The sequence below is a fragment of the Brevundimonas diminuta 3F5N genome (assembly GCF_900163625.1).
Lineage (GTDB): Bacteria > Pseudomonadota > Alphaproteobacteria > Caulobacterales > Caulobacteraceae > Brevundimonas > Brevundimonas diminuta_A.
Genome location: NZ_FUIE01000084.1, coordinates 1 through 13,070, shown reverse-complemented (window position 1 = coordinate 13,070; position 13,070 = coordinate 1). Strand labels below are relative to the sequence as shown.

Annotated in this window: 8 protein-coding genes; 5 read left to right on the top strand and 3 right to left on the bottom strand. The window is 68.7% G+C overall.

The annotated features are described in order from the left end of the window. Positions 1-162 precede the first annotated feature (162 nt). The 3 genes from FM111_RS14850 (at position 163) to FM111_RS14840 (ending at position 3,535) form a co-directional block, all read left to right on the top strand. Positions 163-1,413 (top strand): ATP-binding protein, encoded by a 1,251-nt coding sequence (locus tag FM111_RS14850; RefSeq protein WP_087141766.1) that lies wholly within the window; start codon positions 163-165, stop codon positions 1,411-1,413. Then, the gene (locus FM111_RS14845) at positions 1,410-2,015 is read left to right on the top strand and encodes a response regulator transcription factor (protein ID WP_087141699.1); all 606 of its coding nucleotides are present in this window, start codon (positions 1,410-1,412) and stop codon (positions 2,013-2,015) included. The genes FM111_RS14850 and FM111_RS14845 overlap by 4 nt, the downstream gene beginning before the upstream one ends. A gap of 74 nt (positions 2,016-2,089) precedes the next feature. Next, positions 2,090-3,535: an NAD-dependent succinate-semialdehyde dehydrogenase gene (locus FM111_RS14840; RefSeq protein WP_087141698.1), complete on the top strand. Its 1,446-nt coding sequence runs from the start codon at positions 2,090-2,092 to the stop codon at positions 3,533-3,535. A gap of 3 nt (positions 3,536-3,538) precedes the next feature. Here the strand turns inward: FM111_RS14840 and FM111_RS14835 are convergent, their stop codons facing one another. The 3 genes from FM111_RS14835 to FM111_RS14825 form a co-directional block, all read right to left on the bottom strand. Then, entirely contained in the window at positions 3,539-6,913 is a 3,375-nt protein-coding gene (locus tag FM111_RS14835; RefSeq protein WP_087141697.1) for a hybrid sensor histidine kinase/response regulator, read from the bottom strand. Positions 6,914-7,025: 112 nt separating this feature from the next. Next, on the bottom strand, positions 7,026-8,696 hold the full coding sequence (locus FM111_RS14830; protein ID WP_087141696.1) for an MFS transporter: 1,671 nt from the start codon (positions 8,694-8,696) through the stop codon (positions 7,026-7,028). Positions 8,697-8,858: 162 nt separating this feature from the next. Then, entirely contained in the window at positions 8,859-9,473 is a 615-nt protein-coding gene (locus tag FM111_RS14825; RefSeq protein WP_087141695.1) for a response regulator transcription factor, read from the bottom strand. A 182-nt stretch (positions 9,474-9,655) separates the two neighbouring features. On the opposite strand from FM111_RS14825, the gene FM111_RS14820 reads away from it, so the two are divergent. Then, positions 9,656-11,008: a DcaP family trimeric outer membrane transporter gene (locus FM111_RS14820; RefSeq protein ID WP_087141694.1), complete on the top strand. Its 1,353-nt coding sequence runs from the start codon at positions 9,656-9,658 to the stop codon at positions 11,006-11,008. Between the two features lie 35 nt (positions 11,009-11,043). After that, positions 11,044-12,981: an acetate--CoA ligase gene (gene acs / locus FM111_RS14815; RefSeq protein ID WP_087141693.1), complete on the top strand. Its 1,938-nt coding sequence runs from the start codon at positions 11,044-11,046 to the stop codon at positions 12,979-12,981. Positions 12,982-13,070: the final 89 nt, after the last annotated feature.

Here is a 13,070-nt window from a genome sequence, read left to right as displayed (position 1 = left end):
TATCTAATAAGCCCCCCTTACCTGCCCCCATGACGACGACGACACGGAAGGGCTCGCCTCCTGATCTAACGGGAAGTGAGGACAAGTTCGATTTACTCAGTATTGGACCGCCGCTCCCCTGACGTCACGCCGTCCCCCCGCCCTTGGGCGGCGGCTATCGCCTTGGCGTGCGCCCTGTTCGCCATTGCGGCTTTGATGCTGGCGCTCGCGGCGCCGTCATTCTCGCGCAGCCTGGCTCTGATCGCCTTGATACTGACCCTGACGGCTTCGGCGGCTCTGGTCCTTGTCTGGCGGCGGGCCTCCAGACTTACAGGCGCCCTGGCGGCGCGCGACGCCATGCTGAACGTCGCCTTCTTGTCGACGCCGACCCTGATGCTGACGCGCGAAGGCGCAATCTCACGGCTCAACGGCACGGCTCTCGCCATGCTGAAGGTCACAGAGGCTGAGGCGCTGGGACGGCCATTCGCCGAGATTGTTCCCGGCTTCGACATCGCCGCCCTCGCCGCCACCGGGATGCAGTCCGGCTTGCTGGAGGCCGATTCCGGCTACTGGATCGGGCAACGCCCTGACGGATCGACCTTTCCAGTCGGCATTCAGTTCGGCATGACGCCCGGCGGATCGGACAAGGACCATGTGGCCCTCGGCCTGGCCGACCTGACGCTCCGCTACGCCGCCGAGGCGCAGGCCCGCGAACTGCACGCCCAGTTGAACACCGTCTGGCGGTTGAACTCCCTCGGCGAGATGGCCGCCACCCTGGCCCATGAGCTGAACCAGCCCCTGAGCGCGGCCAGCGGCTATATGCACGCGAGCCGGGCCGACATGGAGAAGGCCGGCTCCCTGGGCGACAGCGCCTGCCGCACCCTGGACCTGGCTCAAGGCCAGCTTCTTCGCGCCGGAGAGATCATCCGCCGCATCCGCGCCTTCCTGACACAGGAAGCCGGCGTCCTGGGCGGCGAAAGCGCCTCGGACATGATCGAGAACATGAAGCAGATCCTGACGCGTGTCGGCCAGGCCCAGAAGGTCGCCCTGCGCATCGACATGGCCGCGGGTTCCGACCGGGTGCGAGCTGACCGCATCCAGTTCCAGCAGGCGGTGGTCAATCTGGTCCGCAACGGCGTCGAAGCCGCGGCCGGGCGCCACGACGCTCAGGTGCGCATCCTGGGCCGCACTGAGGCCGACGGCTACAGCATCAGCATCGAGGACAACGGCCCGGGCGTCGCTGACGATCAGCGCGACCGCCTGTTCCAGCCCATGACCAGCACCAAGCCCGGCGGCATGGGCCTGGGCCTGTCCGTCACCCGCACCATCGTCGAGCGGCACGGCGGCGTCCTGAACGTGGGTCGCAGCCAGGCCCTGGGCGGCGCCGCCTTCTTCTTCACCCTGCCCTTGGACCAGGAGGCCACGACCGCGTGAGCGATCATTCCGTCTTCGTCATCGACGACGATCCGGCCGTGCGCGACGCCCTCCTTCGGGTGCTGCGCGGACGCGGCGTGCGTGCGCGCGGCTTCGCCAGCGGAACCGAGTTCTTCGCCAGTCTGCCGGAAGACGCCTCGGCCTGCGTCATCACCGATGTGCGGATGCCCGGCATGGACGGGGCCGAGATCGTGCGCCGCCTAGCCGAGCTGCGCGGCGAGACCTGGCCCGTCATCGTCATCACCGGCCACGCCGACGTCTCCATGGCGGTGCAGATGATGAAGACCGGCATCGTCGACTTCATCGAAAAGCCCTTCGACCCCGCCCGCCTGGTCGAGGTGGTGAAGGGCTGCCTGGCCCAACTCGGCGATCTGGACGTCCGCCAGCAGGCGCGCCAGCAGGCCCGCCTGCGCCTGGGACGCCTGACCCCGCGCGAGCGCCAGGTCTTCGACGCCCTGGTCGCCGGCGCCTCCAACAAGGAGATGGCTCTGGACCTGAAGATCAGCCCGCGCACGGTCGAGGTCTTCCGCGCCAAGGTCATGACCAAGATGGAGGCCGACAGCCTGCCGGCCCTGGTCCGCATGGGGCTGATGCTCAGCTAGACGTTCACTTCCTTGCAGCCGCCGCCCTTGCGGCGCGTTATGTCGGTCCCCCGACCGCGCCAAGGAGCCGCCCCATGCCCGACCCCGCCCGCCTGCTGCGCCATCAGGCCTATGTCGACGGCCGCTGGATCGACGCCGACGGCGGCGGGACGATCGACGTGACCAACCCCGCGACCGGCGAGGTGCTAGCGACGGTTCCCGACATGGGCGCCCTTGAGACCCGCCGCGCCGTCGCCGCCGCCGGGGCCGCGATGAAGCTCTGGGCCGCGAAGACGGCGGGCGAGCGGGCCCGCACCCTGCGCCGCTGGTTCGACCTGATGATGAGCGAGCAGGAGGCGCTGGGTCGCCTGCTGACCCGCGAGCAGGGCAAGAGCCTGACCGAGGCCAAGGGCGAGATCGCCTACGCCGCCAGCTTCATCGAGTGGTTCGCCGAAGAGTGCAAACGCACCTATGGCGAGGTCATTCCGACCTACGACGCCGCCAAACGCCTCGTAACCCTGCGCCAGCCGGTCGGGGTGGTGGGGGCCATCACGCCGTGGAACTTCCCCGCCGCCATGATCACCCGCAAGGTCGGCCCGGCCCTGGCCGCCGGCTGCGCCGTGGTGCTGAAACCGGCCAGCCAGACGCCGTTGACGGCGCTGGCGCTGGCCGTTCTGGCGGAAGAAGCGGGCCTGCCGCCCGGTCTGTTCAACGTCGTCACCGGCTCGGCCTCGGCCATCGGCGGCGAGCTGACGTCCAATGAAACGGTGCGCAAGATCAGCTTCACCGGCTCGACCGAGATCGGCCGCCTGCTGATGAAGCAGTCATCGGACACCATCAAGAAGATGAGCCTCGAACTGGGCGGCAACGCCCCCTTCCTGGTCTTCGACGACGCCGATGTGGACGCCGCCGTGGCGGGGGCGGTGGCCTCGAAATACCGTAACGCGGGCCAGACCTGCGTCTGCACCAACCGCTTCTATGTGCAGGCCGCCGTCCACGACGAGTTCGTCGCCAAGCTGACCAAGGCGAGCGAGGCGCTGAAGGTCGGAAACGGCCTGGACGACGGCGTCCAGATCGGCCCCCTGATCGACGAGAAGGCGGTGAAAAAGGTCGAGGAACACGTCGCCGACGCCCTGGCCAAGGGCGCGACCCTGCTGACCGGCGGGGCCCGCCATGAGCTAGGCATGACCTTCTTCCAGCCGACCGTCCTGTCGGGCGTGACCCAGGACATGAAGATGTGCCGCGAGGAGACCTTCGGCCCCGTCTCCGGCGTCGTCCGCTTCGAGACGGAAGAGGAAGGGATCGCCTTGGCCAACGACACCATCTTCGGTCTGGCGGGCTATTTCTACGCCCGCGACCTGAGCCGCGTCTGGCGCGTGGCCGAGGCGATGGAGACGGGGATGATCGGCATCAACACCGGCCTGATCTCCACCGAGGTCGCCCCCTTCGGCGGCATCAAGCAATCCGGCCTCGGCCGCGAAGGCTCCAGCCACGGCATCGAGGACTATCTGGAGATCAAATACCTCTGCATGGGCCTGTAAGCCTCAGCTTCTCAGGAACGCCTTCAACGCCGCCGGCTTGACCGGCTTGGGCAGCAGGATGGCGCCCGCAGCCGCCGCTTGCTCCTTCAGTCCGTCGCGGGTGTCGGCGGTGACCAGGGCGATGCGCCGAACCCCTCGGGCGCGCAGGAAATCCACGGCGGCGAGGCCGTCCGGCTCGTCGTCGCCCAGGTGCAGATCAACCAGGGCCGCGTCGAACGGCCCCGCAGCCGCCCGCGTGGCCGCCACCGAGCGCGCCGTCACCGCCTGCGCGCCCCAGCGATCCAGCAGGGCCGTCAGGGCGTCCAGGATAGCGGGTTCGTTGTCCACGCACAGCACCCGCAGGCCCGCCAGCGGCAAGCGGCGGTCGTCGGTCGTGACCTCCGGCTCGGGCCGGGCGGCGGCGCGGGGGACAGCCACGCGGAAGGTCGTGCCGCGTCCGACGCGCGAGGCCAGGGACAGGGGGTGGCCCAGCAGGTCCGACAGCTTCTGCACGATGGCCAGGCCCAGGCCGGCGCCCGGCTCGTCCACCGGGGCGCCGGGCAGGCGCACGAACTCGCCGAACACGGCCTGGCGGTCGGCCTCGGCGATGCCGCGTCCGGTGTCGCTGACCAGAATCTGCACCCGCTCGCCGTCACGCCGGGCGCCGATCAGCACTCGGCCCCGGTCGGTGTAGCGGATGGCGTTGCCGACCAGATTTTGCAGCATGGAGCGCAGCAGGTCGCGGTCCGATGCGATCCACAGACTCGATGACGCCACCTTCAAGGTCAGCCCCTTGGCGCGGGCGACCGGGGCGAACTCTCGCGCCAGTTCGTCGAACAGGCCGCCGAGCGCCAGCGGCGCCACGGCGGGCTGGACGCCGCCCGCCTCCAGCTTGGACAGGTTCAGAAGGGCGGTCAGCAGGCGGTGGGCGCTGTCGATGGCGCGGTCGGCGTTGGTCGCCAGGCCGCGCGCGGGCGATCCGGCCAGATCGGCGTCTTCTCGCAAGGCGGCGATGAACAGGCGCGCGGCGTGCAGCGGTTGCAGCAGGTCATGGCTGGCGGCGGCCAGGAAGCGGGTCTTGGAGGCGGTGGCGTCCTCGGCCGTGCGGCGGGCCTCCTCCAGCCGTTCGGTGCGGTCGGCGACGCGGGCCTCCAGCCGTTCGTTGGCCTCTTCCAGCTCGCGCGCGGCGCGGCGCAGGGCGGTGATGTCGGTGTAGCTGGTGGCGTAGCCGCCGCCGGGGATGGGCGCGCCGGACGAGCGCAGGATGCGGCCGTCGGGCTGTTCGCGCTCGTGGTCGTGGGGGATGCGGCGGGCCAGAGCCTCCAGCCGCCGCTCGACCCAGGCGTCGATCTCGTGATCCGGCACGCCCGCCTCGCCGCGCTCGGCGTTCAGGCGATAGACGGCGGCGATGGGCAGGCCGACGTGGACGAAGCCCGCGGGCAGGCCGAACATCTCGACATAGCGGCGGTTCCAGGCGGTCAGGCGCAGGTCTTCGTCGACGACGCTGACGCCCTGATCGATGTTGTCCAGCGTGGTCTGCAACAGGTCGCGGTTGAACTGGACGGCCTGGGACGCCTCGTCGAGCATCCGCACCACGTCCTCGGGCGCGCGGCCTCCGGCGGCCAGGGCGGCGGCCAGGACGCGGCGGGCGGCGGCGGCGCCGACGGCCCCCGCCAGCATCCGCTCGGCCGCGCGGGCCAGGGTCGCGTCGGCCGGGTCGGCGTCCTTCAGCCTGACATCGGTTTCGCGCGCCCAGGCGGCGAAGGCCCGCTCGGCCCGCTCGTCGCCGATGAAGCGGGCGACCAGGGCGCGCAGGTCGCCGACCGAGGCCCCGGCCGAGCCGCCGCGCCCCTCCATCCAGTCGGGGCCGAGCCGGTCGACGAAGGCGCGGGCCTGCACCCGGTCGATCAGGCGCGGCGGCCGCGCCCGCGACACCAGGATGAAGACGCCGAGGTTCAGCGACAGGCTGAGGAAGACCCCCGCCGCGAACGGGTCTTCCAGCCCCAGCATGGCGGGAACGTTCAGGCCGAAGCCGGGCGCCAATTGCGGCGCGGCCAGCATGACGGCCCAGACCGCCATCCCCGCCGCCAATCCCGCCAGAGCGCCGCTGGCCCGTCCGCCGCGCCACAGCACCGCCCCGAACAGCGACGGCGCCAACTGGGCCAGGGCGGCGAAGGACACTAGGCCGATGGCCGCCAGTCCGCTGGAACGGTCCATCGCCAGATAATAAAGCCAGGCCAGCAGCAGCAGGCCGACGATGGCCAGGCGACGGATGTTCAGCAGGGTCCGCGCCATGTCCGGCTGGACCGCGCCGCGCCGCCGCCCCGCCCCCATCAACGGCAGGACCAGGTTGTTGGACACCATGGCCGACAGGGCCACGGCCTCGACGATGACCATGGCGGTGGCGGCCGAGAAGCCCCCAACGAAGACCACGGCGGTCAGCAGGCTCTGCCCGGCGCCGAACGGCAGGGCCAACACCAGCAGGTCGGGGTTGGTCTCGGGCCGGAACAGCCCGCCCGCCGCCACCAGCGGCAGGACCGCCAGCGTGGTCAGGATCAGATACAGCGGGAATATCCAACGTGCGCGGCGCACCTGGGCCGGATCGCCGCCCTCGACGAAGGCGACGTGGAATTGGCGCGGCAAGCAGAAGATGGCCAGGGTCGCCACCAGGGTGATGGCCATAAAGCGGGCGTCGATATGCGGCCAGCCGCCCAACTGGCCCAGGCTGTCGGTCACGGCCTGACGCGACGGCGAGGCGGCCAGTAGAACGACGGCGAAGACGGCGACAGCCAACAGGGCGGCCAGCTTGACGATGGACTCGATGCCGATGGCCTGGATCAGGCCGCGGTTGTGCTCGGTCAGGTCGGGCCTTCGCGCGCCGAACAGGATGGCGAACCCGGCCAGCACCGCCGCCATGACCAGGACGGTCAGGCTCTCGGATCCGGCGACGGGCGTGCCCGCCGTGATCATCTCGCCCGCCATCGACAGCGACTTGAGCTGAAGGGCGATGTAGGGGACCGAGCCCAGGATGGCGACGCCCGCCACCGCCGCGCCCAGCGCCGGGCTCTTGCCGTAGCGGGACGAGATGAAGTCGGCCATCGAGCCGACGTTCTCGCGGCGAGCGGCCGAGGCGATGCGCCGCCACAGCGGCAGCAGCAGGGTCAGCCCCAGGATCGGACCGCCATAGATGGGCAGATACTCCCATCCGTCGCGCGCGGCGGTGCCCACCGCCCCGTAATAGGTCCAGGAGGTGCAGTAGATGGCCAGCGACAGGGCGTAGAGCGACGGCCCCAACATCCCGCGCCGCGCCTTGATCTGCGGCCGCTCGTACCACCAGGCGATGCCGAACAGGGCGGCCATGTAGAAGGCCGTCAGGGCCAGGGTGGCGAGGCTGAACATGGGCGTCATCTGGGCCGGGCGCGATCACGCGGGCAAGTGAAAAAGAGGACGGCCTGGCCGAAGCCGGACCGCCCGCAGGTTGGCGAAAGTCAGTTGTTACGAGGCCGCCCGATCAGTCGTGGATATCCACGTCCTTGCCTTCCTTCACGAAGAGGACGCCGACGATCAGGGTCAGCACGGCGATGGCGATGGGGTACCAGAGGCCGTAGTAGATGTTGCCCGTAGCGGCGACCATGGCGAAGGCCGTGGTCGGCAGGAAGCCGCCGAACCAGCCGTTGCCGATGTGATAGGGCAGCGACATGGAGGTGTAGCGCACCTTGGTCGGGAACATTTCGACCAGGGCGGCGGCGATCGGGCCGTAGACCATGGTCACATACAGCACCAGCAGGAACAGGATGCCGATCACCATAGGCTTGTTGACCAGGGCGCTGTCGGCCTTGGCCGGGTATCCGGCCTGGGTCAGGGCGGCGGTCAGGCCGGCGTCCCAGGTCTTCTTCTGGGCGTCGAAGTCGGCCTTGGGCATGGTCTTGCCGTTGAAGCTGTCGACGACCTGATCGCCGATGCGCACCTGGGCCACGGTTCCGGCCGGGGCGGCTTCGTTGATGTAGGTGACGCCCGCCTTGGCCAGATGGGTCTTGGCGAGATCGCACGAGCTGTTGAAGACGGTCTTGCCCACGGGGTCGAACTGGAAGTGGCAGTCGGCCGGATCGGCGTAGACGGTCACCGGCGACTCCGCCACGGCGGCGGCCAGGCGCGGGTTGGCGGCGCCGGTCAGGGCGTTGAACAGCGGGAAGTAGGTCAGGGCCGCCAGCAGGCAGCCGACCAGGATGATCGGCTTGCGCCCGATCTTGTCCGACAGCCAGCCGAAGAAGACGAAGAAGGGCGTCGCCAGCGCCAGGGCGGCGGCGATCAGGATGTTAGCCAGAGCCGGATCGACCTTCAGCGTCTTCTCGAGGAAGAACAGGGCGTAGAACTGACCCGTGTACCAGACTACGGCCTGACCGGCCGCCAGGCCGAACAGGGCGATCAGCACCAGCTTCAGGTTCGGCCACTTCAGGAAGCTGTCCTTCAGAGGCGTGGTCGAGCCCTTGCCTTCAGCCTTCATGCGCTTGAACGCCGGGCTCTCCGACAGCTTCAGACGGATCCACAGGGACACGCCCAGCAGCAGGATCGACACCAGGAAGGGAATGCGCCAGCCCCACTCGACGAAGGCTTCCTCGCCCACGGCGAAGCGCACGCCCAGGATCACCATCAGGCTGAGCAACAGGCCCACAGTGGCGGTGATCTGGATGAAGGAGGTGTAGAAGCCGCGCTTGCCGTGCGGGGCGTGCTCGGCGACGTAGGTGGCGGCGCCGCCGTATTCCCCGCCCAGCGCCAGGCCCTGGATCAGGCGCATCAGCACAAGGATGATCGGGGCGGCGATGCCGATGGCGGCATAGGGCGGCAGCAGGCCGACGACGAAGGTCGAAATGCCCATTAGCAGCATGGTCACCAGGAAGGTGTTCTTGCGCCCCCACAGGTCGCCCATGCGTCCGAAGACGATGGCCCCGAACGGACGCACGGCGAAACCGGCGGCGAAGGCCATCAGGGCGAAGATGAAGCCGGTGGTCTCGTTCACGCCCGAGAAGAACTGGGCGGAGATGATCGCGGCCAGCGAGCCGTAAAGATAGAAGTCGTACCATTCGATGACGGTGCCGACGGAGGAGGCGAGAATCACCAGCCGGTCGTTCTTGTCGACCGTGTGCTCGCCGCCGTCCGCCGCACCCATGGTGCGGTCGGTCATGGGCAGTCCCTTCCTGTGCGGCCGCGATGTGCGGCGCGTTTCCCTCGCGCCCGACGTGCTTTGCGCCGAGCGTCGGAAGGGAGAGTGACAGCAGGAACGGTGGTTTGCGCAGAGCGACCTTGGTCGAATAATGGCCGCCCGCTTCCTATCGAATAAAGAGCGTCAGAGCTCCAGCGACTGCGCCAGGATCACCGCCTGGGTCCGGTTCTGGACGCCCAGCTTGCGGAAGACGCTGGTCAGATGCGCCTTGATGGTGGCCTCAGTGACGCCAAGGTCGAAGGCGATCTGCTTGTTCAGCCGCCCGATCTTCAACCCTTCCAGAATGCGCAGCTGCGACGGCGTCAGGCTGGCGATGCGCGCCTGCAGATCGACCTCGTCCTCGCTCGCCGCCTCGACCTCAGGCGCCCAGGTCTCGCCTTCGAGAATGGCCTGGATGGCCTCGACCATTTCGGGCAACGCCGCCGATTTGGGGATGAAGCCCGCCGCCCCCAGCGCCAGGGCGCGGCGGATGGTCGGCGCCTCCTCGCTGGCCGAAACGACGGCGACCGGGACGGCCGGATGATCGGCGCGGATCAGGGTCAGGCCCGTCATGCCGTCCACGTCCGACAGCTTCAGGTCCAGCAGCAGCAGGTCCACCGGCCCCGCGCCCAGAGCGGCCTGAGCCTCGGCCAGGCTGGCGCATTCGACGATCTGGGCGCCTTCGGACGCCTTTTCGACAGCCGACTTCAGGGCTGCCCGAAACAAGGGGTGGTCGTCGGCGACGACGATGCGATCCATGAGTGTCCTTCCCACGCGCGGTTCTTGTTTCGTCGGCCGCGTCGCGACGACACCATGCCGCGCCTCGACTTTGGTCGAAACTAGACGAATGGCTAATGGCCGCAAACCCGGAGCGCGCGGAATGCTGCCGTTCTGAGGCCTGCGACAGACGGGTCCGGAACAACGGTCTGGGAGGACCACGCATGGGAAGCTGCCGTTTGTTCGGCGGCGTGGCTGCGGCCGCGCTGCTGCTCGCGCCCGGTGCAGCACTGGCTCAGGACGCCAGCGCCGCTCTGGAAGCCCGCATCGCCCAGCTCGAAGCCGAGCTGAACAGTCTGAAATCCGAAGTCGTCGCCGCGCGAACGCAGCAGGCGTCGCAGGCCCAGGACATCATCCGCCTGGAGACGCGCACAGCCTCGGCGCCCGCGCCGACGCCCGTCTCCGGCGCCCCGCGCGAGGAAGGCTTCCGCATCGGCGACCACACGGTGAAGTTCGGTGGCTTCATCAAGACCGACTTCACGGCGTCAAAATATTCCGGCGGCGACCCGGCCAACGGCGACGCCCTGCGTGACTATCATCTGCCAGGCTCCATCCCGGTCGGCGGCGACAGCGAGGACGTCGCTACCGACTTCAACGCCCGCCAGACCCGCTTCTGGCTGACCACCGACGGCGTGGTCGGCGGCCACAAGATCGGCACGCGACTGGAGATGGACTTCCAGACCCTACCCGGCTCGGGCGACCAACGCACGACCAGCGGCTCGAACCCCGCCCTGCGCCGCGCCTTCGTCACCATCGACAACTGGCTGATCGGCCAGGAGTGGACCAACTTCCAGAACACCGCCGTCCTGCCGGAGTCGGCGGACTTCGTCGGCGCGGCCGAGGGCACGGTCTTCGCCCGTCAGGCCCAGGTCCGCTATACGCGCGGCCCCTTCTCCATCGCGCTGGAGAACCCCGAGACCACCGTCACCCCCTTCGGCGGCGGCGCCCGCATCATCGCCGACGACAACAGCCTGCCCGACCTGACCGCCCGCTATGGCCTCAGCCGTCCGTGGGGCGACGTGCAGTTGTCCGGCCTGGTGCGCCAGCTGAAGTATCAGAACCCGGCGACGAACATCGATTCCACCGCCACGGGCTGGGGCCTGTCGGCCTCGGCCAAGTTCAAGGTCGGGGCGCAGGACGACATCCGCCTGATGCTGACGGGCGGCGAAGGCATCGGCCGTTATGTCGGGCTGAACTTCTCCAACGACGCCGTGCTGGACGCCTCGGGCGATCTGGAGGCCATCGGCGTGATCGCGGGCTTCGCCGCCTATCGCCACGTCTGGGCGCCGGGCTGGCGCTCCAGCCTGATCTGGTCGACGCAGAAGGTCGACAACGATACAGCCCTGACCGGAACCGGCGCCAACCGTTCGGCCCAGAGCCTTCACGCCAATCTGATCTGGTCGCCGGTTGCGGCGTTTGATGTGGGCGCCGAGGTGATGTTCGCTGACCGCAAACTCGAGTCAGGACTGGACGGCGACATGACCCGTCTGATCCTGTTCGCCAAATACGGCTTCTAAGGCCGAAAAAGAAAAAGACCCTGGAGGAAAATCGCGTGTCTGATCCGGAAATCTATCCCGTCCCCGCCGAACTGGCCGCCCGCGCCCACATGGACCGCGCCGGCTATGAAGCGGCCCGGATGCAGGCGCGCGAGACCCCCGAGGCCTTCTGGGCCGAACAGGCCGAACGTCTCGACTGGATGACCTTCCCGACCAAGATCAAGGACGTCTCCTTCAAGAAGGAAGACTTCCGCATCCGCTGGTTCGAGGACGGCGTGCTGAACGCCTCGGTCAACTGCATCGACCGCCACCTGCCCGCCCGCAAGGACGAGGTCGCTATCTTGTGGGAAGGCGACGAACCGACCGACAGCGAAGCCGTCACCTTCGGCCAGCTTCATGAGCGTGTGTGCCGCCTGGCCAATGTGCTGAAGGCGAACGGCGTCCAGAAGGGCGACCGCGTCACCATCTATCTGCCGATGATCCCTGAGGCGGCCTACGCCATGCTGGCCTGCGCCCGCATCGGCGCGGTGCATTCGGTCATCTTCGGCGGCTTCTCGCCCGACAGCATCGCCGGGCGGATCGAGGACTGTGAATCGACCTTCGTCATCACCGCCGACGAAGGCTGCCGCGCCGGCAAGCGCGTGCCGCTGAAGGCCAATGTCGACAAGGCGCTAGAAAAGGTCGCGGGCGTGAAGACGGTCGTCGTCCTGCGCCACACCGGCGCGGACGTGCCCTTCGTCGCGGGCCGCGATCTGGATTGGGGCGTCGAGACGGAAAAGGCCTCGCCTGACTGCGCGCCCGAGCCGATGAACGCCGAAGACCCGCTGTTCATCCTCTACACCTCCGGCTCGACCGGAAAGCCCAAGGGCGTGCTGCACACCACCGGCGGCTATCTGTTCTGGGCCAGCTATACGCATGAGCTGGTGTTCGACTACCGTCCCGGCGAGGTCTTCTGGTGCACCGCCGACGTGGGCTGGGTCACGGGCCACACCTATGTAGTCTATGGCGCCCTGGCCAATGCGGCGACGACCCTGATGTTCGAGGGCGTGCCCAACTATCCCACCGTCAGCCGCTTCTGGGAGGTGGTGGACAAGCATCAGGTCAATATTTTCTACACCGCCCCCACGGCCCTGCGCGCCCTGATGCGCGACGGCGACGCGCCGGTGAAGGCGTCCAGCCGCAAGTCCCTGCGCCTGCTGGGCACGGTCGGCGAGCCGATCAATCCCGAGGCCTGGCGCTGGTATCATGAGGTCGTCGGCGAAGGCCGCCTGCCCATCGTCGACACCTGGTGGCAGACCGAGACGGGCGGCGCCCTGATCTCGCCCCTGCCCGGCGCGACCGACCTTAAGCCCGGCTCGGCGACGAAGCCCCTGCCCGGCGTCGAGCTTCAAATCGTCGACGCCGAGGGCGCAGTGCTGGACGGCGCGACCGAGGGCAATCTGTGCATCACCGACAGCTGGCCGGGCCAGATGCGGACGGTCTACGGCGACGACCAGCGCTTCTTCGAGACCTATTTCTCGACCTATCCGGGCAAGTATTTCACCGGCGACGGCTGCCGCCGCGACGCGGACGGCTACTACTGGATCACCGGCCGGGTCGATGACGTCATCAACGTCTCGGGCCACCGCATGGGCACCGCCGAGGTCGAGAGCGCGCTCGTCCTGCACGACGACGTGGCCGAGGCCGCCGTCGTCGGCTTCCCCCACGACATCAAGGGTCAAGGCATCTACGCCTATGTCACCCTGAACAAGGGGGTCGAGGCCACCGAAGACCTGCGCAAGGCCCTGGTCGCCCAGGTCCGCGAGGAGATCGGCCCCATCGCCGCCCCCGACGTGATCCAGTGGGCGCCAGGCCTGCCCAAGACCCGCTCGGGCAAGATCATGCGGCGCATCCTGCGCAAGATCGCCGAGAACGAACTGGGCGCGTTGGGCGACACCTCGACGCTGGCCGATCCGTCAGTGGTGGATGATCTGGTGAAGAACCGCGCGGCCTGACTTCAATACCCGCTCATCCCGGCGGACGCCGGGACCCAGTGCTTTGGCCAAGGGCTCGACCGTGCCGGTTGGCGCGGCGCGCGTTGCTC

Excerpts from the sequence above, each read along its gene's own strand:
- FM111_RS14840 (WP_087141698.1), top strand. The coding sequence starts at position 2,090 with ATGCCCGACCCCGCCCGCCTGCTGCGCCATCAGGCCTATGTCGACGGC.
- FM111_RS14835 (WP_087141697.1), bottom strand. The coding sequence starts at position 6,913 with ATGTTCAGCCTCGCCACCCTGGCCCTGACGGCCTTCTACATGGCCGCC.
- FM111_RS14830 (WP_087141696.1), bottom strand. The coding sequence starts at position 8,696 with ATGACCGACCGCACCATGGGTGCGGCGGACGGCGGCGAGCACACGGTC.
- FM111_RS14825 (WP_087141695.1), bottom strand. The coding sequence starts at position 9,473 with ATGGATCGCATCGTCGTCGCCGACGACCACCCCTTGTTTCGGGCAGCC.
- FM111_RS14820 (WP_087141694.1), top strand. The coding sequence starts at position 9,656 with ATGGGAAGCTGCCGTTTGTTCGGCGGCGTGGCTGCGGCCGCGCTGCTG.